Here is a 23,306-nt window from a genome sequence, read left to right as displayed (position 1 = left end):
ATTCGACAAGCCCGCTCACCACCGGCGCTGCGTCAGACCGAAATGTTGTGTTTGGCAAGGAACGCGACAAAGGCCTCTTCGTCCAGCACCTTCAACCCCAGTTCGCTGGCCTTGGCCAACTTGGAGCCGGCACCCGGCCCGGCCACGACGCAATGGGTCTTTGCCGACACGGAACCGGCCACCTTGGCGCCGAGGCTTTCGAGCTTGTCCTTGGCCACGTCGCGACTCATCAGCTCCAGGGAGCCGGTGAGCACCCAGGTATGCCCTGCTTCGGGCAGGCCTTCGACCACCTTCTTCTCGCTCTGCCAGTGCATGCCGAAGTCCTTGAGCTGCTGCTCGATGGCCAGGGCATGGCTGGCGTTGTCCGGGTTATCGAAAAACTCGCGCACGGCATTGGCCTGCTTCTCCGGCAGCGCCTGGCGCATGTCGAGCCAGTCCGCCTTGATCACACCTTCCAGGCTGCCGAACTTGTCCGCAAGTTTCTGCGCGGCGCCGGGGCCGACGGAGGGTACGTGCAGCTTGTCGAGGAAGCCGCCCAAGGTGGTACTGGCGGCGAACTCGGCGCTCAGCTCGCCCTGATCCTGCAATTGCAGGCCGCATTCATCAGGCGACAGCAACGCGCCGATCACGTCCTGGTTGTGGCTGTCTTCGAAGAAGCTGTGGATCTCATGGGCCACTTCCAGGCCCACATCCGGCAGGTACGTCAACACTTCCGGCAAGGCCTTCTGCACGCGCTCAAGGGACGCCAGGGAGCGCGCCAGCACCTTGGCCGTCTCTTCGCCCACATCGGGAATGCCCAGGGCGTAGATAAAGCGCGCCAGGGTCGGGGTCTTGCTGTTTTCGATGGCGGTGATCAGCTTCTTGCTGGAAATATCGGCAAAGCCTTCCAGGTCGATGATCTGCTCGTATTTAAGCTTGTAGAGGTCGGCCGGCGAACCGATGAGTTTTTCATCCACCAGTTGCTCGATGGTTTTGTCACCGAGCCCGTCGATGTCCATGGCCCGGCGCGAGACGAAATGGATAATCGCCTGCTTGAGCTGGGCACCACAGGCCAGGCGCCCGACGCAGCGGTACACCGCGCCTTCGCTGACGGTTTCCTTGCCCTTGCTGCGCTTGACCAGCTGGGTGCGCTCCACATGGGAGCCGCACACCGGGCAGCTTTCGGGGATCTGCACCGCGCGGGCGTGTTCCGGGCGGCGCTCGGTGACCACGGAGACGACCTGCGGGATCACATCCCCGGCACGGCGGATAATCACGGTATCGCCGATCATCAAGCCCAGACGCGCGACTTCATCCATGTTGTGCAGGGTGGCGTTGGACACGGTGACGCCCGCGACCTTGACCGGTTTCAAGCGCGCCACTGGGGTTACGGCGCCGGTGCGGCCGACCTGGAACTCAACGTCGAGCAACTCGGTGAGTTCTTCCATGGCCGGGAACTTGTGCGCTATGGCCCAGCGCGGCTCGCGGGCGCGAAAGCCCAGTTCACGCTGGGAGGCGATGCTGTTGACCTTGAACACCACGCCGTCGATTTCATAGGGCAGGCTGTTACGTCGCTCGCCGATATCGCGGTAATAGTCCAAGCACTCCTGGATGCCCTTGGCCAGTTTCAGCTCATGGCTGATGGGCATGCCCCACTTCTGCAGTTGCTTCAAGTTACCGATATGGGTGTCGCTGATATCCCCGGTTACCTGGCCGATGCCGTAGCAGCAGAACTCCAGCGGACGACTGGCGGTGATCTTCGAATCCAGCTGACGCAAGCTGCCCGCTGCCGCATTACGCGGGTTGGCGAAGGTCTTGCCGCCGACTTCCAGTTGCGAGGCGTTGAGCCGCTCGAAACCGGCCTTGGACATGAACACTTCGCCGCGCACTTCCAGGGTCGCCGGCCAGCCGCTGCCGTGCAGTTTCAACGGGATATTGCGCACGGTGCGCACGTTGACGCTGATGTCCTCGCCGGTGGTGCCGTCGCCACGGGTGGCGCCGCGTACCAATTCGCCATCCTGGTAAAGCAGGCTGACCGCCAGGCCATCCAGCTTCGGCTCACAGCTGTATTCCACCGCCGCGCCACCGCCGAACAGATCACCCACGGGCAGGTCGAGCCCCTCGGTGACCCGGCGATCAAATTCCAGCATGGTGGTTTCATCAAACGCATTGCCCAGGCTGAGCATGGGGATCTCGTGACGCACCTGGGTGAAGGCTGACAATGCCGCACTGCCGACCCGCTGCGTCGGCGAATCCCGCGTCACCAGCTCCGGATGCTCGGCCTCCAGGGCCTTGAGCTCGTGGAACAGGCGGTCGTACTCGGCGTCCGGAATGCTCGGTTCATCAAGCACGTGGTAACGGTAGTTGTGCTGATCCAGTTCAGCGCGCAGTTCGAGGATGCGGGTGTGGGCGGCGGTCATGGGTGTTCTCTCATAAAGCAAAAGAGCAGCCGAAGCTGCTCAAATGTTGGTGCGCTTATTCTAATGACAACGCTGGAAACCAATCCTCAGCGTTTCTGTGTCAGGGCGCGACGCTCGAACTCGACGATGCGCTGACGGTAGTGTTCGATGGTCTGGGCGGTCAGGACGCTGCGTTGGTCGTCCTTGAGCTCGCCGTTGAGTTCCTGGGACAGCTTGCGGGCAGCGGCCACCATTACGTCGAAGGCTTGTTTCGGGTGACGCGGGCCCGGCAGGCCGAGGAAGAAGCTCACCGCAGGGGTGCTGAACAGGTCGATGTCGTCCAGGTCGAAAGTGCCTGGCTTGACCGCGTTGGCCATGGAGAACAGCACTTCGCCGTTGCCGGCCATGCTTTCGTGGCGGTGGAAAATATCCATCTCGCCAAAGCGCAGGCCGCTTTCGAGGATGTTCTGCAACAGAGCCGGGCCCTTGAAGCCGGCGGCGTCGCGGCAGATCACGCTGATCACCAGCACTTCTTCGGCGGCAGGCTGATCGTTGACGGATTGACGCGGCGCATTCTTGCCGGCGTTTTCATCCGGGAAATCGTCATCACGGCTGCTGAAGCTCGGGCCTTCATCGACATCGAGGTTCAGGTCACCCTGATGGGGTTCGGCAACAGCTGCACTGGCGCGCTTGCCACGCTTGGAAGAGGGCTCGCGGGCTTCACGCACCGGTGCACTCATCGACGGCAGGTCATGCTCGTCCAGTTGCGGTTCCTTATGGGTATCCAGCACACGGGGCGGCCCCAGCAGCTCGGCGCTGCCGTCGTCGTCGGGCAAGTTGGACAGGTTGCGGTCCAGGCGGAATTTGAGCTTGCCCTTGCCACCGCGCATGCGGCGCCAGCCATCAAAAAGAATACCGGCAATGACAATAATGCCGATGACGATCAGCCACTCGCGCAGACCGATTTCCATGTAATCCCGTGCCTCTAATAAAAAATGCTGAAAAATAAGGGGTTTAGCACCGTGCAAACCGCTTTAAAACGTGGCGCCAACTCTATGTTCTGACTGACGTTTTGCCCACGCACACGAAAAATTGACATTAAACTAGCACGACCAAAGATAACTTTACACCGTCTGTCAAAATGCCTTGAACAAATATGTCCATTTGCCACTTTCACCAGGCCGGTAAATCACCTGACATCGCGCTGAAAACTTTCGCTCATGGCGCAGCTCAGGATTCCACCATCGCCATCGCTTCTTCGACATCCACCGCGACCAAACGTGAACAACCCGGTTCATGCATTGTCACCCCCATCAACTGATCAGCCATTTCCATGGCGATCTTGTTGTGGGTGATATAGATGAACTGCACCGTCTGGGACATCTCCTTGACCAGTCGCGCATAGCGTCCAACGTTAGCGTCATCCAATGGGGCGTCAACTTCATCGAGCATGCAGAACGGCGCCGGGTTCAACTTGAAGATGGCAAACACCAGGGCCAACGCGGTCAGGGCTTTTTCGCCGCCGGACAACAAATGGATGGTGCTGTTCTTCTTGCCCGGAGGCCGCGCCATGATCGTTACCCCTGTATCGAGTAGATCTTCGCCCGTCAGTTCCAAGTAAGCGCTGCCACCACCGAAAACTTTCGGGAATAACGCCTGTAAACCGCCATTAATCTGATCAAAGGTATCTTTGAAGCGGTTGCGGGTTTCCTTGTCGATCTTGCGGATCACGTTTTCCAGGGTGTCCAGGGCTTCCACCAGGTCGGCGTCCTGGGCATCCAGATAACGTTTGCGCTCGGACTGCTGCTGGTATTCATCGATGGCCGCGAGGTTGATCGCGCCCAGTCGCTGGATACGTGCGGCAATCCGTTCAAGTTCTTCCTCGGCTTCTTTCTCGTTGGCCTGGGCGGTCAAGGTATTGAGCACGCCATGCAAGTCGTAGCCGTCTTCGAGCAATTGGTCTTGCAGGGCCTTGCGGCGCACGGTCAGGGCTTGCCATTCCATGCGCTGTTGTTCGAGCTGGCCGCGAATCAGCTGGGATTGCTGCTCGGCCTGGGTCCGGCGTTTTTCTGCGTCGCGCAGTTCGCGGTCGGCGTCTTCCAGGGCGATCTGCGCGGTCTTGAGTTCTTCGTCGACGGTCATGCGCTTGTCGAGCAACTCTTCAAGCTTGAGGCGCAGCTCTTCCAGCGGTGCTTCGCCCTCCTCCAGGTTGAGGCTCAGTTGCTCGCGCTTTTCGGTCAGGCGTTCGGACTGCATCTCCAGGCGCTCAAGGGCCTGGGCCGTGGACGCGTGCTGGGCCTTGAGCGAACCCAGGCGCACGGCCAACTGATGGGCGTGGTCCTTGTGCTGGCGGGCTTCCTGGCGTACACGATCAAGGCGCTCGCGCAGGCTGTCACGCTGAGCCAGCAGCAATTCGCGCTGCTCGGTGTCCAGGGCCATGCTGTCGAGGGCTTCCTGCAATTGCAGGCGCGCTTCGCCGATCTGTTCGTGTTCGAGGGCGCGCTGTTCGCCCATCTCCGCCACTTCTTCGTCGAGGCGGGTGCGGCGCAGGGTCAGTTGCTCGGCCTTGGCCTTGCTCGCGGAAAGCTGGGCTTTCAATTCGCCTTGCTGGCGCGCTTCGTCCTGCAACAGGCGCCGCAGGTGTTCGCGGCCGGTCTCTTGCTGGCGCTGGGTGGCGCGCAGGGTTTGCAGTTCGGTTTCGAGGCTTTCCAGGGTGGCTTCGCGTTCTTCGCGCTCGGCAATCAGGTTGACGATTTCCTGACCTCGGGCCAGAACGCCGCTTTCCGCTTCACTGGCGCGGCGCACCCGCAGGAAGTGGCGGCCGACCCAGTAACCGTCGCGGCTGATCAGGCTTTCGCCGCCCGCCAGTTGACCGCGCTGGGCCAGGGCCTGTTCCAGGGACTCCACCGGCTTGACCTGGCCCAGCCACGGCGACAGGTCAATCGCCGCTTCGACCTTGTCCAGCAGGCTGCCCGGCACTCGCGTGCCATCAGCGGCGGGGCTGAGCAGACGCAGATCGCCCTGGGCGAAGCCGGCCAGGTCGAAGCCGCCAAAATCATCCACCAGTACGGCTTGCAGGTCGGCGCCTAGAACGGTCTCTACCGCCAGTTCCCAACCGGCTTCAACTTTCAAGCCTTCGGCCAAGCGTGGACGCTCGGCCAGGTGCTGGTCGCGCAGCCATTCTGCGGTGCCGGTGCCTGGGTCCAATGCCGCTTGCTGCAAGGCTTCAAGGGACGCCAGGCGGCCGTTAAGCCGCTGCAAATCACCCTGGGCCTGCTGCTGGGCCTGGGTCGCCTGTTGCAGTTGCTGGCGCAATTGCTCCAGGCGCTCCACTTGTTGTTCTTCGCTGGCTTCCAGCTCTTCCAGCGTCATCTCGCTTTCGGCCAGTTGCTCGCTGAGCTCCATGATCGCCGCGTCTTCCGGGTCGGCGGCAAGCAGCACGCGCTCTTCCTGCAGGCGACGCTGGCGCTCGGCCAGGCGTTCCATGCTGGTTTCCAGTTGCTGGATGCGCGACTGCTGCACCTCGGCCTGGCGCCGCGGTTCGGCGGATTGCAGGTTGAAGGCGTCCCACTGCTCCTGCCAGCCGTGCATGGTGGTTTCGGATTCTTCCAGCGCAGCGGCGGCCTCTTCGGCGGCGGCGTTGGTGATGTCCTGCTCGGGGGTGAGCATGTCCAGCTCTTCGCCCAACGTCAGCAGCAAGGTGCGGTCGTGGCCCAAATGGGATTCGGTTTCCAGGCGCGCGCGTTCCGCTTCCTTCAAGTCATCCTGCAACTGACGCAGGCGCTGCTGGCCGTGCTGGATGCTTTGCTCGACGCGGGCAATATCACCGCCCACCGAATAGAAGCGGCCCTGCACCAGATTGAAGCGTTCGGACAGGTCATGGTGCCCGTCGCGCAGGCGCTCGATGGCGGCGTCGGCATTGCGCTGCTCGGCCACCAGCGCTTCAAAGCTGATTTCCTGGGTGCCGATGATCGCTTCGCGCTGGCCCACCTGATCGTTCAACGCCTGCCAGCGCAGGGCCGACAGTTGCGCCTTGAGCTGGCGCTCTTCGCCCTTGTATTCCTGGTACTTCTCGGCCGCCTGGGCCTGGCGGTGCAGGCGCTCCAACTGGCGCTCCAGCTCTTCGCGCAGGTCGGTGAGGCGGGCGAGGTTTTCATGGGTGCGGCGGATACGGTTTTCGGTCTCGCGGCGGCGCTCCTTGTACTTGGAGATGCCGGCCGCTTCCTCGATAAAGTTGCGCAGGTCTTCGGGCTTGGCTTCGATCAGCTTGGAGATCATGCCCTGTTCGATGATCGAATAGCTGCGCGGGCCCAGGCCGGTACCGAGGAAGATGTCGGTAATGTCCCGGCGCCGGCACTTGGTGCCGTTGAGGAAGTAACTGTTCTGGCTGTCGCGCGTCACTTTGCGGCGGATCGAGATTTCCGCGTAGGCCGCGTATTCGCCGATCAGGGTGCCGTCGGAGTTGTCGAACACCAGTTCGATGCTCGCCTGGCTCACCGGCTTGCGGCTGGTGGAGCCGTTGAAGATGACGTCGGTCATCGACTCGCCACGCAGGTTTTTTGCCGAGCTCTCGCCCATCACCCAGCGTACGGCGTCGATGATGTTCGACTTGCCGCAGCCATTGGGCCCGACCACTGCCGCCATGTTACTGGGGAAGTTCACCGTGGTCGGGTCGACGAAGGATTTGAACCCCGCCAGTTTGATGCACTTGAGCCGCACGTTTAGGCGTCCGCCAACGCAGCGATGACCAGCGAGCTGCTGCGCTGGCAGTAGGCCGACAGCACCTGGCGGATCTGCTCCAGGTCACGGGCGAGTACGGCGGCGAGCAGTTGCTCGAACAGCGCCAGGTACTCGCTCATGGACGCCTTGCGCTGATCCAGGGCCAGGTAATAGGCACGGTTCATCGCCGGCTGCAGGTTCTCGACGGTTTCCTGCAAATACGGGTTGTTGGCGAAGGGGTACGCGGCGCGCATCACATTGAAGCATTCTTCGACAAAGGCGCGGATGTCCTGGCGCTCGAAATTGCTCACCAGGCGCTGCTGGATCTGGACGAACGGCGCCATGTCGGCCTGGGTCTGCCAGCCCTGGGCGACCGCATTGCCAAGCAGGATATACAGCTCACTCATCAGCGTGCACAGGCTCTGCACCTTGTGCGCCGTGAGCTCGGTCACATGGGCGCCACGGCGCGGCAGGATCGCGATCAGGTGGCGGCGTTCGAGGATCAGTAAAGCTTCACGCACGGAGCCACGGCTGACATTGAGCGCCAGCGTGACTTTCTGTTCCTGGATCCGCTCTCCAGGCTTGAGATCGCCGCGAATGATACGTTCGGCGAGGTGGTGAGCGATTTGCTCGGCGAGACTGTCCGGCGCCTTGAACGTCATGTTTTCCCTTCAAAATCGTCTATCGGTACAAGCGCGGCAGTGTAGCGCATTGGCCCGCTGATGGCGCTACGCCCACCGTGGCGAATTTGGCATGAAATAAGCAACGCTGAACACCCACACGCCCCCAAAAACGCCGGTTTCAGAAGACTGAACCATAATTGAAAGTGTTGCGATCGCATTTTCCTGACCTTCTGGTCAGAAAATCATTGACCGAAAAGTCAGACATGACTAGATTCGGCGCAAAGCGGTTAACAACAATAATGAGTCTGCGAGGCCTTCCGTGATCCAGTTTTTACTTAACCAGGAACTCCGTAGCGAGCACGCCCTGGACCCCAACCTGACCGTGCTCAACTATCTGCGCGAGCATGTGGGCAAACCCGGTACCAAGGAAGGCTGCGCCAGCGGCGACTGCGGTGCGTGCACGGTGGTGGTCGGCGAGTTGCACACCGACCCTCAGGGCGTTGAGCAGATCCGTTATCGCAGCCTCAATTCCTGCCTGACATTTGTATCGTCGCTGCACGGCAAGCAGTTGATCAGCGTCGAAGACCTCAAGCACCAGGGCCAACTGCACAGCGTGCAACAGGCCATGGTGGAGTGCCACGGTTCGCAATGCGGCTTTTGCACCCCCGGGTTTGTGATGTCGTTGTTCGCCCTGCAAAAGAACAGCGACGCCCCCGACAGCCAGAAGGCCCACGAGGCCCTGGCCGGCAACCTGTGCCGCTGCACCGGCTATCGGCCGATCCTGGCCGCCGCCGAACAGGCCTGCTGCAACAAACCGGCGGACCAGTTCGACAACCGCCAGGCCGAGACCATCGCCCGCCTCAAAGCCATCGCGCCGACCCAAACCGGTGAACTCAACAGCGGCGACAAACGCTGCCTGGTGCCCCTCACCGTTGCCGACCTGGCCGACCTCTACGACGCCTACCCGCAAGCCCGCCTGCTGGCCGGCGGCACCGACCTGGCGCTGGAAGTCACCCAGTTTCACCGCACCCTGCCGGTGATGATCTATGTCGGCAATATTGAAGAGATGAAGCGCATCGAGGACTTCGACGACCGCCTGGAAATCGGCGCCGCCACTGCCCTCTCCGACTGCTACACCGCGCTGCACCACGAATACCCGGATTTCGGCGACCTGCTGCACCGCTTCGCCTCCCTGCAAATCCGTAACCAGGGTACCCTCGGCGGCAATATCGGCAACGCCTCGCCGATTGGCGATTCGCCGCCGCTGTTGATCGCCCTGGGGGCGCAGATCGTGCTGTGCAAAGGCAACACGCGCCGTACGCTGGCCCTGGAAGACTACTTCATCGACTACCGCGTGACGGCGCGCCAGGACAGCGAGTTCATCGAAAAAATCATCGTCCCCAAGGGCCACGCGCTGTTCCGTGCCTACAAGGTTTCCAAGCGCCTGGACGACGATATTTCCGCCGTGTGTGCGGCCTTCAACCTGAAGATCGACAACGGTGTGATCAGTGATGCCCGCGTCGCGTTCGGCGGCATGGCCGCCACGCCAAAACGCGCGAAAAACTGCGAAGCCATGTTGGTCGGCGCCACCTGGAACGCCGCCACCGTCGAGAAAGCCTGCGCTGCCCTCGCCGAGGATTTCACCCCGCTGTCGGACTTCCGCGCCAGCAAGGAATACCGCCTGCTCAGCGCCCGGAACCTGCTGCGCAAATACTTCATCGAACTGCAAACGCCGCACATCGAGACTCGGGTGACCGCTTATGTCTAACCATCACGCCGTGGAAAAAACCCAGGCCGAACTGGCCGCGCTGTTTGCCCAGGACCTGACCTCCGGAGTCGGCCGCAGCGTCAAGCATGACAGCGCCGCCAAGCACGTGTCCGGTGAAGCGCAGTACATCGATGACCGCCTGGAATTCCCCAACCAGTTGCACCTGTATGCACGCATGTCCGACCGCGCCCACGCCCGGATCATCCGCATCGACACCACGCCCTGCTACGCCTTCGACGGTGTGCGTATCGTCATCACCCACGAAGACGTGCCGGGCCTGAAAGACATCGGCCCGCTGCTGCCCGGCGACCCCTTGCTGGCCATCGACACGGTGCAGTTCGTCGGCCAGGTGGTTTTGGCCGTGGCCGCCCGCGACCTCGACACCGCACGCAAGGCCGCGATGGCCGCCGTGATCGAATACGAAGACCTGGAGCCCGTGCTGGATGTGGTCGAGGCCTTTCGCAACAAGCACTTCGTGCTCGACAGCCACACCCACCAACGGGGTGATTCGGCCGGCGCACTGGCGACCGCCAAGCACCGCCTCCAGGGCACCCTGCATATCGGCGGCCAGGAACACTTCTACCTGGAAACCCAGATTTCCTCGGTAATGCCCACCGAAGACGGCGGCATGATCGTCTATTGCTCCACGCAGAACCCCACCGAAGTGCAGAAGCTGGTGGCCGAAGTGCTGGACGTGTCGATGAACAAGATCGTCGTCGATATGCGCCGCATGGGCGGCGGTTTCGGCGGCAAGGAAACCCAGGCGGCGAGCCCGGCGTGCCTATGCGCGGTGGTGGCGCGCCTCACCGGCCAGCCGACCAAGATGCGCCTGCCGCGCGTCGAAGACATGCTGATGACCGGCAAGCGCCACCCCTTCTATATCGAATACGACGTGGGCTTCGACGACAGCGGTCGCCTGCACGGGATCAACCTGGAACTGGCCGGTAACTGCGGCTGCTCGCCGGACCTGTCCAACTCGATCGTCGACCGTGCCATGTTCCACGCCGACAACGCGTATTACCTGGGCGATGCCACGGTGAACGGCCATCGCTGCAAGACCAACACCGCGTCCAACACCGCCTATCGCGGCTTCGGCGGCCCGCAAGGCATGGTCGCCATCGAGGAAGTGATGGACGCCATCGCCCGCCATCTGGCGCTGGACCCGTTGGCGGTGCGCAAGGCCAATTACTACGGCAAGACCGAGCGCAACGTCACCCACTACTACCAGACCGTAGAGCACAACATGCTCGAGGAAATGACCGCCGAACTTGAAGCCAGCAGCCAATACGCCGAGCGCCGCGAAGCGATCCGCCTGTACAACGCCCACAGCCCGATCCTGAAAAAAGGCCTGGCGCTGACGCCGGTGAAATTCGGGATCTCGTTCACGGCGAGCTTCCTGAACCAGGCGGGCGCGCTGATCCATATCTACACCGACGGCAGCATCCACCTGAACCACGGCGGCACCGAGATGGGCCAGGGCTTGAACACCAAGGTCGCGCAAGTGGTGGCCGAAGTGTTCCAGGTGGACATCGACCGCGTGCAGATCACCGCCACCAACACCGACAAAGTGCCCAACACCTCGCCGACCGCCGCGTCCAGCGGTGCGGACCTGAACGGCAAGGCCGCCCAGAACGCCGCCGAAACCATCAAGCAACGCCTGGTGGAATTCGCCGCGCGCAAGTACGACGTGAGCGAAGCGGATGTGGAATTTCATAACGGCCATGTGCGCGTGCGCGAGCAGATCCTGACCTTCGAGGCGTTGATCCAGCAGGCGTATTTCGCCCAGGTCTCGCTGTCGAGCACCGGCTTCTACAAGACCCCGAAAATCTTCTACGACCGCAGCCAGGCCCGCGGTCGGCCGTTCTACTACTTCGCCTTCGGCGCGGCGTGCTGCGAAGTGATCGTCGACACCCTGACCGGCGAATACAAGATGCTGCGCACCGACATCCTCCACGATGTGGGCGCCTCACTGAACCCGGCCATCGACATCGGCCAGGTAGAAGGAGGCTTTATCCAGGGCATGGGCTGGCTGACCATGGAAGAGCTGGTGTGGAACAACAAGGGCAAGCTAGAGACCTGCGGCCCGGCCAGCTACAAGATCCCGGCGGTAGCCGACATGCCTTTGGATTTGCGTGTGAAGCTGGTGGAAAACCGCAAGAACCCGGAAGACACGGTGTTCCATTCCAAGGCCGTGGGTGAGCCACCGTTCATGCTCGGGATTGCCTCGTGGTGCGCGATCAAGGATGCGGTGGCGAGCCTGGCTGATTATCGCCATCAGCCGAAGATCGATGCGCCGGCGACACCGGAGCGGGTGTTGTGGGGGTGTGAGCAGATGCGCAAGTTGCAGGCGGCGACAGCTGTCGAGACTGAAACTGAAATGGCTTCGCTCTAGACCGATGACGGCCTGACAGACACCACAAGAGGTGACTATGAACAACTGGATCAGCGCCCTCGCCGACCTGCAGAACCAGGGTGAACCCTGCGTACTGGTGACCATCATCGAAGAGCTCGGCTCCACGCCGCGCAATGCCGGTTCGAAGATGGTGATCAGTGCCGCGCAGACCTTCGACACCATCGGCGGTGGGCACCTGGAATACAAGGCCATGCAGATCGCCCGCGACATGCTTGTGCGTGGCCAGCAGAACACCCATCTGGAGCGCTTCAGCCTCGGCGCCAGCCTGGGCCAGTGCTGTGGGGGCGTCACCGTGCTGCTGTTCGAACCCATGGGCCAGGTGCAGGCGCAGATCGCGGTGTTCGGCGCCGGCCATGTTGGCCGCGCGCTGGTGCCGTTGCTGGCGAGCCTGCCGTGCCGGGTGCGCTGGATCGATTCCCGCGAGCAGGAGTTTCCGGAACATATCCCCCAGGGCGTGCGTAAAATCATCAGCGAAGAGCCGGTGGACGAAATTGCCGACCTGCCGGTGGGCAGTTACTGCATCGTCATGACCCACAATCACGCGCTGGATCTGGAACTCACCGCCGCCCTGCTCAAGCGCAATGACTTCGCCTACTTCGGCCTGATCGGCTCCAAGACCAAACGCGTCAAGTTCGAACACCGCCTGCGCGATCGCGGCTTCGACGCCGCGCAGTTGCAACGCATGCGTTGCCCCATGGGCCTCAGCGAGGTGAAGGGCAAGTTGCCGGTGGAGATTGCCATCTCCATCGCCGGCGAAATCATCGCCACTTATAACGCCAATTTCGGCCAGCACACCGCGAGCGCCGAACCCATTGCCAAATTGCTGCCGGCCTCGCGCCGCAGCCAAGCTATCAATTGAGACGACCATGCCTTTGACTCGCAAAGCCTACCTTGCCGCCCTCCTGCACAGCATCGCCGACCCCGCTGAAGTTGGGGTCGAAGCCTCGTATGAGTATTTCGAAGACGGCCTGCTGGTGATCGAAAACGGCCGGATCAGCGCCGTGGGCCATGCCGGCGACCTGCTGCCGAGCTTGCCTGCCGACATCGACATCACCCATTACCAGGATGCGCTGATCATCCCCGGCCTGATCGACACCCATATCCACCTGCCGCAGACCGGCATGGTCGGCGCGTATGGCGAGCAGTTGCTGGACTGGCTCAACACCTACACCTTCCCGTGCGAAAGCCAGTTCGCCGACAAGGCACACGCCGAAGAAGTCGCAGGCATTTTTATCAAGGAACTGCTGCGCAACGGCACCACCACCGCACTGGTGTTCGGCAGTGTGCATCCGCAGTCGGTGAACGCATTCTTTGAGGCGGCGGAAAAACTCGACCTGCGCATGATCGCCGGCAAGGTGATGATGGATCGCAACGCCCCGGACTACCTTACCGACACCGCCGAATCCGGCTACCAGCAAAGCAAGGCGCTGATCGAACGCTGGCACGGCAAGGGCCGCCTGCACTATGCGGTCACCCCGCGTTTTGCGCCGACCAGCACGCCGGAACAATTGGCGCTCGCAGGACAACTGTTGGGCGAATACCCGGACCTGTACATGCAGACGCACATCAGTGAGAACAAGCAGGAAGTCGAGTGGGTGAAGGCGCTGTTTCCGGAGCGCAACGGCTATCTGGATGTGTACGATCACTACCAGCTGCTGGGCGAGCGCTCGGTGTTTGCCCACGGCGTGCACCTGTGTGATGAGGAATGCGCACGGTTGGCGGAGACGGGGTCGGCGGTGGCGTTCTGTCCGACCTCGAACCTCTTCCTCGGCAGCGGCCTGTTCAACCTGCCGATGGCCGAGAAACACAAGCTGAATGTCGGCCTGGGCACCGATGTGGGTGGTGGCACCAGTTTCTCGCTGCTGCAAACCTTGAACGAAGCCTACAAGGTCATGCAACTGCAGGGCGCGCGGTTGAGCCCCTTCAAGTCGCTATACCTGGCCACCCTGGGCGGTGCGCGGGCGCTGCGCCTGGAAGACAAGATCGGCACGTTGCAGCCGGGCACCGATGCAGACTTCCTGGTGCTGGACTACAACGCAACGCCGCTGCTGAGCTATCGCTTGAAGCAGGCCAATAACATTGCCGAGACGTTGTTCGTGTTGATGACCCTGGGGGATGATCGGACGGTGTTGCAGACCTACGCTGCCGGCCAACTCGTGCACCAACGCTGATCTGCGCCACGACACAAAACAAATGTGGGAGGGGGCTTGCTCCCGATAGCGGTGGATCAGGCACTTAATTCAGTGACTGACACTCTGCCATCGGGAGCAAGCCCCCTCCCACATTTTTTAATCGGGTTTACAGCTTGACTGAAGAACGCCCCGGCTTCTTGGTCTGCAACAGATGCGAGAACACCGCATGCAAATCATCCGACGCACTTTCCTCGTCGAGGTTGAGCTTGCTGTCGATATGATCCATGTGATGCATCATCAAGTTCACCGCCAACGCCGCGTCCCGTGCTTCGATCGCATCGATCAGTTGGGTGTGCTCATCGTAGGAACAGTGCGAGCGGTTGCCGCTTTCGTACTGAGCGATGATCAACGAGGTCTGGGACACCAGGCTGCGCTGGAAGCTGATCAGCGGCGCGTTTTTCGCGGCTTCGGCCAGCTTGAGGTGGAATTCGCCGGAGAGGCGGATGCCCGCTCCGCGATCACCGCGGGAGAAGCTGTCGCGCTCGTCGTTGACCATCTGGCGCAGTTCGGCCAGTTGCTCAGCGGTGGCGTGCTGCACTGCCAGCTCGGTGATCGCTCGCTCTACCAGGCGCCGGGCCAGGAACACCTGGCGTGCTTCTTCCACGCTTGGGCTCGCCACCACCGCGCCACGATTGGGCCGCAGCAACACCACGCCTTCATGGGCCAGGCGCGACAGCGCGCGGCGAATGATAGTGCGGCTGACGCCGAAGATTTCGCCCAGTGCCTCTTCACTCAATTTGGTACCGGGTGCCAGGCGCTGCTCGAGGATCGCCTCGAAGATATGCGCGTAGACGATATCGTCCTGGGTTCCGCTGCGACCGGCCTTGCCGGCTCGCGGTTGTTTCTTGAGAGGTTGCAACTGTTCGTTCATGGGCACTCGGGTAGGGAGAACGGCGGCGAATTAACGGTAATACGGCAACTTTAAGGTAATACGGCAACACGGGGTCGCTGGCAAGTATCACCTAAAAACAGCGCACATTGTACACAACCCACTGCGCCAACACACTGTACGGCTGTTTGCGGTGCCGTCTGTATTGCAATGAGTCGTTACGTTTGAGTTTAGGCTTGAATCTGCGCCGTCACCGGCAAACACCCAGGTAAAAGGAACACCTCTCCATGACCGACGCCACCCAAGCGCCCTTGCGCCCGCTGGCCGACACTTCTGCCTCCGCCGTCGTCGCCGGCTTTATCGCCATGATGACCGGCTATACCAGCTCCCTGGTGCTGATGTTCCAGGCCGGCCAGGCGGCCGGCTTGACCACGGCGCAGATTTCTTCGTGGATCTGGGCGATTTCCATCGGCATGGCGGTCTGCAGCATCGGCCTGTCCCTGCGCTACCGCACGCCGATCACCATTGCCTGGTCCACCCCCGGCGCGGCGCTGTTGATCACCAGCCTGGGCGGTGTGAGTTACGGCGAGGCCATCGGCGCCTACATCACCTGCGCGGTGCTGGTGACGCTCTGCGGGCTCACCGGCAGCTTTGAAAAACTGGTCAAGCGTATCCCTGCGTCGTTGGCGGCCGCCTTGCTGGCGGGGATCCTGTTCAAGATCGGCAGCGAGATTTTCGTCGCTGCGCAGCATCGCACCGGCCTGGTACTGGGGATGTTTTTCACCTACCTGATCATCAAGCGTCTGTCGCCACGCTACGCGGTACTGGCCGCCCTGGTGATCGGTACCCTGCTGTCGGGGCTGATGGGCTTGCTGGACTTCAGCGGTTTCCACCTGGAAGTGGCGACGCCGGTATGGACGACGCCGCACTTCTCGTTGGCGGCAACCATCAGTATCGGGATTCCGTTGTTCGTGGTGGCGATGACCTCGCAGAACATGCCCGGCGTCGCCGTCCTGCGGGCCGATGGCTATAACGTGCCGGCCTCGCCGCTGATCACCGCCACCGGCCTGGCCTCGCTGGTGCTGGCGCCCTTTGGCTCCCACGGCATCAACCTGGCGGCGATCAGCGCAGCGATCTGCACCGGCCCCCATGCCCATGAAGACCGTAATAAACGCTACACTGCCGCCGTATGGTGCGGGGTGTTCTACGGGATAGCCGGGGTGTTCGGCGCAACACTGGCGGCACTGTTCGCAGCCTTGCCCAAGGAACTGGTGCTGTCGATTGCGGCCTTGGCCTTGTTTGGCTCGATCATCAATGGCTTGAGTATCGCCATGAATGAGCCGAAGGAACGGGAAGCGGCGCTGATCACCTTTATGGTCACCGCGTCAGGCTTGACGTTGTTTTCCATCGGCTCGGCGTTCTGGGGGATTGTGGCGGGGGTGTTGACGCTGCTGATTCTGAATTGGCGCAAGGCATAAAAAAACGGCGACCCTCAGGTCGCCGTTTTTTTCAGTATCACTTAGCCGCGTTGATCGGCTTTTCCGGATACCACACGTCCAGCAGCGGGCTGACTTCAGCCTTGGTCAGCTCGGAACGGGTTTTCAGCCAGGCTTCGACGGCAGCACGCTGCTCTTCGGAGACCGAGCCACGCTTCTGCAGGCAAACCAGACCGTAGTCGTCGCCGCCGACATAGCCCAGGCCGTTGGCTTCCATGGCTTCTTTGATGAATGCTTCGAGGAAAGCGTCGATAGCTTCTTCACTCAGGCCTTCTTTGAAGTCCAGGTTCAGTTCGAAACCCAGCTCTTGAAATTCATCAACGCACAGTTTTTTGCGCAGACGCTGGGAACGGTTAGTCGCCATTGGAACAATCCTCATAAGTAATAACGGGCGGCACTTTAGCAGTTTAAGGCGACGATTGCCCGACTCTCTGGGACGGGCGGCCGTTTGCTGTTAAAAAAACGCCGATTACCAGCTATCGTTCAGCTACAAGTGCCTTCACCTTGGGGCATAATGCCGACACTTTCATGACCATTGAGGGATTTTTCCTATCTACCCCTCGCCTTTTTCACCCTCCTCAGCAGTAGGGTTTTATTTCTTATGATCAAATCTTTGCGTCCATTGCTACTTGCCAGTTTTCTCCTGCCACTGGCCTTTTCCACCTCCGCGGCCCCGATCAATAACACCTTGCCTGCCAACGTCCAGCAGGCACTGGCCAAAGCCAAGCTGCAAAACACTGCGCTGTCCCTGGTGATGATCCCGTTGAACGGCCCCGGCACCCCCACCGTGTTCAACGCCGACGTCTCGGTAAACCCGGCTTCCACCATGAAGCTGGTCACCACCTATGCGGCCCTGGAAATGCTCGGCCCCAACCACCAGTGGAAAACCGAGTTCTACACCGACGGCACCCTCAGCGGTGGCGTGTTGCACGGCAACCTGTACCTCAAGGGCGGCGGCGACCCCAAGCTGAACATGGAAAAACTCTGGCTGCTGATGCGCGACCTGCGGGCCAATGGCGTGCAGCAAGTCACCGGTGACCTGGTGCTGGACCGCAGTTTCTTCAACCAGCCGCAGTTGCCGGAATTCAATGACGACGGCAACGACGAGAACAAACCGTTCCTGGTCAAGCCCGACGCCCTGCTGGTCAACCTCAAGGCCCTGCGCTTTGTGACCCGTAACGATTCGGGCCGCGTGCTCGTCTCGGTCGAGCCGCCGATTGCCAGCATCCGCATCGACAACCAGGTCAAGGCCTCCAACGCCAAGCAGTGCACCGGCGACGTACGCTACAACCCGGTCACAGGCGCCGATGGCAGTATGACGGTCACCGTCAGCGGCCAATTGGCCGATGGCTGCAGCTCGCAGACTTATCTGTCGTTGCTGGACCACGCCACCTACACCGCCGGTGCGGTGCGGGCGATCTGGCAGGAACTGGGCGGCACCATCGAGGGCCGCGATATCCAGGCGCCGGTGCCCAAGGATGCCAAGGTCCTGGCCCGCGCCTTTTCGCCGGACCTGGCGGAAATCATCCGTGACATCAACAAATACAGTAACAACACCATGGCCCAGCAGTTGTTCCTGAGCCTGGGCGCGCAGTTTCGCAACGATGCCGACGGCGACGATGCCAAGGCCGCGCAACGTGTGGTGCGCCAGTGGCTGGCGAAAAAAGGCATCACCGCGCCACACCTGGTGATGGAGAACGGTTCGGGCCTGTCCCGTGCCGAGCGGGTCAGCGCCCGCGAAATGGCCGCCATGCTCCAAGCCGCCTGGAAAAGCCCCTACGCTGCGGAATACATCAGCTCGATGCCGATCGCCGGCACCGACGGCACCATGCGCAAACGCCTGAAGACCACGGCCATGCGCGGCGAGGCCCACGTCAAGACCGGTACCTTGAACACCGTGCGCGCCATTGCCGGGTTCAGCCGCGACAACAATGGCAACACCTGGGCGGTGGTGGCGATCCTCAACGATCCGAAGCCGTGGGGCGCGTCGTCGGTGCTGGACCAGGTGCTGCTGGATCTGTACCGCCAGCCAAAACTGGCGGCGGCGGCTCCCGTCCTATAGGAGCGAGCGTCAGGCCCGCGCCCTCTCGGCCTCCACCCGGTCCCTGCCCGCCTGCTTGGCCACGTACACCGCCGAGTCGGCACGCAACAACAGGCCATCAATGCCTTCATCCACCCGCCAGCTGGCCACACCAAAGCTGGCGGTGACGATGCCCACAGGCTCCATCGGCAGGTTACGCAGGGATTGCCACAACTCCATGGCCAGGCCATAAGCCTGCTCGCCATCGGTATTGGGGCACAGCACCATGAATTCCTCGCCCCCCAGGCGGCAGAACACGTCGGTGCGGCGCAGACGCTGACTGATGCGCCTGCACAACTCCTGCAACACCCCGTCGCCAACCGCATGCCCGTGCTGGTCGTTGATACGCTTGAAATGATCGATATCGAGCATGATCACCGACAGCGCCCCACTGGTCCGGTTGAGCCTCGCCATCTCGGCCCTGAGGCGGTCCTGGAAATAGCGACGGTTGTGAATCCCGGTCAGGGAATCTGTGATGGACAGCGCGCGCAGTTCCTCTTCAACCCGCTTCAAGTCGGAAATGTCCGACACATAGCCATGCCACAGCGTACCGCCCCCCGGTAACTCTTCCGGGGTGGCCTCGCCGCGAATCCAGCGCAACCCCCGTTGCGGCAACTGCACCCGGTACTCTTCGCGCCAGTGGCTCAACTGCAGTGCCGACAGGCGAATCGAGGCCCGCACCCGCTCCGCGTCCAGCGGGTGGATTCGATCGAAGACCTTCGTCGCATCCCGCTGCAACGCGCTGACCTCGATTTCATAGATATCGCGCATGCCGTCGCTGGCGTAGATAAAGCGCCAGTTATCCTGGGGTTCCAGGGTGAATTGGAAGATCCCCCCGGGTACGTGGGCACTGAGTTTCTTGAGCAGGCGGTCCCGCGCCGCCAGGGCCTCGTAGGCGCGTTTCTGCTCGGTGACGTCCAGGTAAATCGCGAGGTGACCGATCCACAGACCATGGTCATCCAGCAAGACGGTGGCCAACATATTCACAATCAGCTGACTGCCATCCTGGCGGACCAAGGTCCACTCCCGGGCTTCGTGCAGGTTGTCGGGGCTTTCCACCAGCATCGCCTGGCTCGCCGGGATACGCTTGCCCAAGGTCACGCTCAGGCTCGCGGAACGTGCCTCCAGCTCCAACGCCAAGTGCAGGCTTTCCAGGGTCAGCTTGCCCACCACCTGCTCGGCCTCGTACCCCAGCATCTGCTCGGCACCGGCGTTGAAGGTGTTGATCACGCCGCGCAAGTCAGTGGCAATGATCGCCACTTGTGTAGCGGCGTTGAGTACGCTGCGCAACTGGCCATGGGCACCCCGTAGTTCCTGCTCACGCAAGCGCAACTGCACAGTGCGTTGCTCCACCAGTTTCAACGCACGCTGGCGCTGGCTCACCAGCACATAGAGCAAGGCGCTGAGCAGCAGGCTGAGTAGGCTACCCATGGTCAGGATCGTGGACAGCGAGGAATAGTTGGCCTGCTCGAACACCTTGCTCGGGCGCAGGCTCAGGGCGTACACATGATCGCCCAGGGTCAGGCGACGTGCGCCAGCAAGGTCACTGTTGGCCACGGTATTGCCGGACTCGAAGAGCACGCGCTTTTGCAGGTCTGAGGTGTCGACGATCTGCATCACCAGGTTGTCCCGCTCCGCTTTGGGCAAGCCGTCGGCGACCAACTGGCGCATGCTGATCACCGCCATCACGTAACCATATGGCTCATTTGGGGACGGCTCGGACGTGGGCAGGTGACTCACCGGCGCGACCAGTAATACACCCGTGGCATAAGCCGGCTCGACCCCCACCAACTGCATCGGTTGGGACACCGCCAGCTTGCCGCTCTTTTGCGCCCGCTCAAGGGTAGAGCGCCGCAGGGGCTGGGCCAACAGATCAAAACCCAAGGGCGACCCCAGCAGGCTTTGAGTCTGGCTGTAGAGCACCGGAACGTATTCATCACGCTCGGGCGCCGGGGCCAGTTCGCCGGCGCTATTAAGTTCACGGATAACAAAGGGTACCCCACGCAGGCGGGACACCTCTTGTTCAAACTGGCTGCGCTGTTCGCGAAACACACGGGGTGCCCAGGCGTAGGCGCGGGCGCGCAACAGTAACGGCTGGGCAAAGCCGTCGAACTCCTCGCGGGACACAACATCGGAATTGACGAAGAACCGCCGCAGGCTGTTCAGGCGTTGTTCCTGATCCTCGAAGCGTTCCTGCAAGCGGGTGTAACGCTCGTTGACCAGCAACTGAAAGCGCTGGCGAACCTGTTGCTGATAGAGGTCGGAGGCCGCCCAGGCGACGATGGCCGTCAGCGCAAAACCTGCCAATAACACCACCAACGCCACCAGCCAAGCCGACGCCTGTTCACTGATAAAGCCTAGGATTTTCGGGCGAACGGCTTGCAACGGCATAGGCAACACTCACAACGCCAGCGTGCGGGGGGTGTCACTTTGGCTAGGCCTTAAGTTATAGCCATCGGCCCAGGGTTTGACCAGCGTAAAAAAGCCGCAAGCCCGGAATAGTCCAGGCTTGCGGCTTTTTCGTGGCGGCGATCAGCGAGCAGTGATTTTCCACGCCCGGTGGATCTTCGCATTACGCGCAAAATCCGGATCGAGGGTCTTGTCGCTGATTTCCTCGACCGCATAGCGTTCGCTGAGATTGTCCTCCAGCTGGAACTTGCGGAAGTTGTTCGAGAAGTACAGCACGCCACCCGGTGCCAGGCGCGCCATGGCCAGGTCGAGCAACTGCACGTGGTCGCGCTGGACGTCGAAGATGCCTTCCATGCGCTTGGAGTTGGAGAAGGTCGGCGGGTCGATGAAGATCATGTCGAACTCATCGCGGCTGGCCTCCAGCCAGGCCATCACATCGCCCTGCTCCAGGCGGTTCTTGTCGGAAAAACCGTTGAGCGAGAAGTTGCGACGTGCCCAGTCCAGGTAGGTCTTGGACAGGTCGACACTGGTGGTGCTACGCGCGCCACCCTTGGCTGCGTGCACACTGGCGGTGGCGGTGTAGCAATACAGGTTGAGGAAACGCTTGCCGGCCGCTTCCTTTTGGATACGCATGCGCATCGGACGGTGGTCGAGGAACAGACCGGTGTCCAGGTAGTCGGTGAGGTTGACCAGCAGCTTCACGCCGCCTTCGCTGACCTCGGTGAACTTGCCCTGGGCACTCTGGCGCTCGTATTGCTTGGTACCGCTCTGGCGCTCGCGACGCTTGACCACCACGCGGCTCTTGTCGATGTTCAGCGCCTGGGGAATGGCCGCCAGGGCGTCGAACATGCGGGCCGAGGCTTTTTCCGGGTCGATGGATTTTGGCGCAGCGTATTCCTGGACGTGGACCCAGTCGTGGTACAGGTCGATGGCCATGGAGTATTCAGGCATATCGGCGTCGTAGACGCGGTAGCAATCCACCCCTTCACGCTTGGCCCACTTGCCCAGCAGCTTGAGGTTCTTTTGCAGGCGGTTGGCGAACATCTGCCCGCCTTCGCTCAGGCGCGCCTGCTCGACCACGGGGGCCGGGGCGGGCTTGATCGGGTTGCCGTTCTTGTTGTACTGGCGCTCCTGCGGCTCGACCGGAGCCTGGTCGTAAACGGCCTGCTCACGTTCGGCCTGGCGCTGTTCCGGGGTACGGCGCTCGCCGGTGACGAACTGATCCGGGTTGACCTTGATCAGCAGCAACTTGCACGGCAATGCGCCGTTCCAGAACGAATACTGCTTGTGGCTGCGGATCCCCATGCGCTTGCCCAGGTCCGGCGCGCCGGTGAACACCGCCGCCTCCCAGCCCATGCAGGCCTGGCGCAGGCGCTCGCCGAGGTTCTGGTAGAGGTACAACAGGCTGGCTTCGTCACCCAGGCGCTCGCCGTAGGGCGGGTTGCAGATCACCAGGCCTTTCTGGTTCTGGTCCGGGCGCGGCTCGAAGGTGCCGACTTCGCCCTGGTACACCTTGATCCAGTGGCTCAGGCCGGCGCGCTCGATGTTGTTGCGGGCGGGCTGGATCAGGCGCGGGTCGGCTTCGTAGCCCCGCACCCACAACGGCGGCTTGTTCATGCCGATGGCCGCGCGTTCAGTAGCTTCGGCGTGGAGTTTTTTCCACAGCGCCGGGACGTGACCGAGCCAGGTGGTGAAGCCCCACAATTCGCGATTGAGGTTAGGTGCCATGTCGGTGGCAATCATCGCGCCTTCCACCAGGAAGGTGCCCACGCCGCACATCGGGTCAGTCAGCGCGCCGCCTTCGGCAGCAATGCGCGGCCAGCCGGCACGAATCAGGATCGCCGCCGCGAGGTTTTCCTTCAACGGCGCGGCGCCCTGCTGCAGGCGGTAGCCGCGCTGGTGCAGGCTGTGGCCGGACAGGTCGAGGGACAGGATGGCTTCGCCACGGTCCAGGCGCAGGTGGATGCGCAGGTCCGGGTTGATCTTGTCGATGGACGGGCGTTCGCCGGTCGGGGTGCGCAGCTTGTCGACGATCGCATCCTTGACCTTCAGCGCACCGAAGTGGGTGTTGTCGATGCCTGAGCCGTGACCGCTGAATTCCACCGCCAGGGTACCGTCGGAGACCATGTGATCGGCCCATTCAATATCCAGCACACCGTGGTAGAGGTCTTCGGCGTCCTTCATCGGGAAACGCTTGAGCACCAGCAACACACGGTTGGCCAGGCGCGACCAGAGGCACAGGCGATAAGCGGTTTCCATGTCGGCCATGCCGCGCACGGCCGAGGTGTGCTCGCGGGCGTCCTCAAGGCCAAGCCCGACGGCTTCCTCGATCAGCAGGCCTTCGAGGCCCTTGGGGCAGGTGAGGAAGAGTTCAAAACGGTCCGACATGGGGCATTCCA

At 61.9% G+C, this 23,306-nt stretch carries 14 protein-coding genes; 6 read left to right on the top strand and 8 right to left on the bottom strand.

The window, feature by feature from the left end; all coding sequences use genetic code 11:
* Positions 1-32: 32 nt before the first annotated feature.
* The 4 genes from ligA to C8K58_RS11540 all read right to left on the bottom strand — a co-directional run bounded on the left by ligA (position 33) and on the right by C8K58_RS11540 (position 7,759).
* Complete coding sequence (gene ligA, locus C8K58_RS11555) at positions 33-2,399, bottom strand: NAD-dependent DNA ligase LigA (RefSeq protein WP_108573734.1); 2,367 nt, start codon at positions 2,397-2,399, stop codon at positions 33-35.
* A gap of 86 nt (positions 2,400-2,485) precedes the next feature.
* Complete coding sequence (gene zipA, locus C8K58_RS11550) at positions 2,486-3,349, bottom strand: cell division protein ZipA (RefSeq protein WP_027603708.1); 864 nt, start codon at positions 3,347-3,349, stop codon at positions 2,486-2,488.
* 259 nt (positions 3,350-3,608) lie between these two features.
* On the bottom strand, positions 3,609-7,097 hold the full coding sequence (gene smc / locus C8K58_RS11545; protein ID WP_108573733.1) for a chromosome segregation protein SMC: 3,489 nt from the start codon (positions 7,095-7,097) through the stop codon (positions 3,609-3,611).
* A gap of 2 nt (positions 7,098-7,099) precedes the next feature.
* Positions 7,100-7,759, bottom strand: coding sequence for a GntR family transcriptional regulator (locus tag C8K58_RS11540; RefSeq protein ID WP_027603706.1), 660 nt, complete (start codon positions 7,757-7,759; stop codon positions 7,100-7,102).
* A 280-nt stretch (positions 7,760-8,039) separates the two neighbouring features.
* Here C8K58_RS11540 and xdhA point away from each other — a divergent pair, with 280 nt between their 5' ends.
* Genes xdhA through guaD form a run of 4 tightly spaced genes read left to right on the top strand, consistent with a single transcriptional unit; the run spans position 8,040 to position 14,072 of the window.
* Positions 8,040-9,488 (top strand): xanthine dehydrogenase small subunit, encoded by a 1,449-nt coding sequence (xdhA, locus tag C8K58_RS11535; RefSeq protein ID WP_027603705.1) that lies wholly within the window; start codon positions 8,040-8,042, stop codon positions 9,486-9,488.
* Complete coding sequence (gene xdhB / locus C8K58_RS11530; protein ID WP_108573732.1) at positions 9,481-11,880, top strand: xanthine dehydrogenase molybdopterin binding subunit; 2,400 nt, start codon at positions 9,481-9,483, stop codon at positions 11,878-11,880. Before xdhA ends, xdhB begins: the two co-directional genes overlap by 8 nt.
* Before the next feature lie 37 nt (positions 11,881-11,917).
* Positions 11,918-12,760: a xanthine dehydrogenase accessory protein XdhC gene (gene xdhC / locus C8K58_RS11525; RefSeq protein ID WP_027603703.1), complete on the top strand. Its 843-nt coding sequence runs from the start codon at positions 11,918-11,920 to the stop codon at positions 12,758-12,760.
* 7 nt (positions 12,761-12,767) lie between these two features.
* Positions 12,768-14,072: a guanine deaminase gene (guaD, locus tag C8K58_RS11520; RefSeq protein ID WP_108573731.1), complete on the top strand. Its 1,305-nt coding sequence runs from the start codon at positions 12,768-12,770 to the stop codon at positions 14,070-14,072.
* Positions 14,073-14,199: 127 nt separating this feature from the next.
* Here the strand turns inward: guaD and C8K58_RS11515 are convergent, their stop codons facing one another.
* The gene (locus C8K58_RS11515) at positions 14,200-14,964 is read right to left on the bottom strand and encodes a GntR family transcriptional regulator (protein ID WP_003175499.1); all 765 of its coding nucleotides are present in this window, start codon (positions 14,962-14,964) and stop codon (positions 14,200-14,202) included.
* Positions 14,965-15,209: 245 nt separating this feature from the next.
* Here C8K58_RS11515 and C8K58_RS11510 point away from each other — a divergent pair, with 245 nt between their 5' ends.
* On the top strand, positions 15,210-16,400 hold the full coding sequence (locus C8K58_RS11510) for a benzoate/H(+) symporter BenE family transporter (RefSeq protein ID WP_108573730.1): 1,191 nt from the start codon (positions 15,210-15,212) through the stop codon (positions 16,398-16,400).
* A gap of 37 nt (positions 16,401-16,437) precedes the next feature.
* Here C8K58_RS11510 and C8K58_RS11505 read toward each other — a convergent pair whose 3' ends face one another.
* Positions 16,438-16,782, bottom strand: a complete 345-nt coding sequence (locus C8K58_RS11505) for a YggL family protein (protein ID WP_010208515.1) — start codon at positions 16,780-16,782, stop codon at positions 16,438-16,440.
* 237 nt (positions 16,783-17,019) lie between these two features.
* Here C8K58_RS11505 and dacB point away from each other — a divergent pair, with 237 nt between their 5' ends.
* Positions 17,020-18,480: a D-alanyl-D-alanine carboxypeptidase/D-alanyl-D-alanine-endopeptidase gene (gene dacB / locus C8K58_RS11500; RefSeq protein ID WP_108573729.1), complete on the top strand. Its 1,461-nt coding sequence runs from the start codon at positions 17,020-17,022 to the stop codon at positions 18,478-18,480.
* 9 nt (positions 18,481-18,489) lie between these two features.
* On the opposite strand, the gene C8K58_RS11495 is transcribed toward dacB, so the two are convergent.
* Together C8K58_RS11495 and rlmKL are read right to left on the bottom strand one after the other, a co-directional pair.
* Positions 18,490-20,889 carry a GGDEF domain-containing protein gene (locus C8K58_RS11495; RefSeq protein ID WP_027603699.1) on the bottom strand — a complete coding sequence of 800 codons (2,400 nt, stop codon included), beginning with the start codon at positions 20,887-20,889 and terminating at the stop codon, positions 18,490-18,492.
* A gap of 141 nt (positions 20,890-21,030) precedes the next feature.
* Positions 21,031-23,295, bottom strand: coding sequence for a bifunctional 23S rRNA (guanine(2069)-N(7))-methyltransferase RlmK/23S rRNA (guanine(2445)-N(2))-methyltransferase RlmL (rlmKL, locus tag C8K58_RS11490; RefSeq protein ID WP_092355404.1), 2,265 nt, complete (start codon positions 23,293-23,295; stop codon positions 21,031-21,033).
* Positions 23,296-23,306 lie beyond the last annotated feature (11 nt).

The organism is Pseudomonas sp. GV047, assembly GCF_003058245.1.
Taxonomy (GTDB): domain Bacteria; phylum Pseudomonadota; class Gammaproteobacteria; order Pseudomonadales; family Pseudomonadaceae; genus Aquipseudomonas; species Aquipseudomonas marginalis.
This window is presented reverse-complemented; position numbering and strand designations above follow the sequence as displayed.

What these genes read in the sequence shown, in the direction of transcription:
- ligA (WP_108573734.1), bottom strand. Translation starts at nt 2,399, where the DNA reads ATGACCGCCGCCCACACCCGCATCCTCGAACTGCGCGCTGAACTGGAT.
- zipA (WP_027603708.1), bottom strand. Translation starts at nt 3,349, where the DNA reads ATGGAAATCGGTCTGCGCGAGTGGCTGATCGTCATCGGCATTATTGTC.
- C8K58_RS11540 (WP_027603706.1), bottom strand. Translation starts at nt 7,759, where the DNA reads ATGACGTTCAAGGCGCCGGACAGTCTCGCCGAGCAAATCGCTCACCAC.
- xdhB (WP_108573732.1), top strand. Translation starts at nt 9,481, where the DNA reads ATGTCTAACCATCACGCCGTGGAAAAAACCCAGGCCGAACTGGCCGCG.
- xdhC (WP_027603703.1), top strand. Translation starts at nt 11,918, where the DNA reads ATGAACAACTGGATCAGCGCCCTCGCCGACCTGCAGAACCAGGGTGAA.
- guaD (WP_108573731.1), top strand. Translation starts at nt 12,768, where the DNA reads ATGCCTTTGACTCGCAAAGCCTACCTTGCCGCCCTCCTGCACAGCATC.
- C8K58_RS11515 (WP_003175499.1), bottom strand. Translation starts at nt 14,964, where the DNA reads ATGAACGAACAGTTGCAACCTCTCAAGAAACAACCGCGAGCCGGCAAG.
- C8K58_RS11510 (WP_108573730.1), top strand. Translation starts at nt 15,210, where the DNA reads ATGACCGACGCCACCCAAGCGCCCTTGCGCCCGCTGGCCGACACTTCT.
- C8K58_RS11505 (WP_010208515.1), bottom strand. Translation starts at nt 16,782, where the DNA reads ATGGCGACTAACCGTTCCCAGCGTCTGCGCAAAAAACTGTGCGTTGAT.
- dacB (WP_108573729.1), top strand. Translation starts at nt 17,020, where the DNA reads ATGATCAAATCTTTGCGTCCATTGCTACTTGCCAGTTTTCTCCTGCCA.
- C8K58_RS11495 (WP_027603699.1), bottom strand. Translation starts at nt 20,889, where the DNA reads ATGCCGTTGCAAGCCGTTCGCCCGAAAATCCTAGGCTTTATCAGTGAA.
- rlmKL (WP_092355404.1), bottom strand. Translation starts at nt 23,295, where the DNA reads ATGTCGGACCGTTTTGAACTCTTCCTCACCTGCCCCAAGGGCCTCGAA.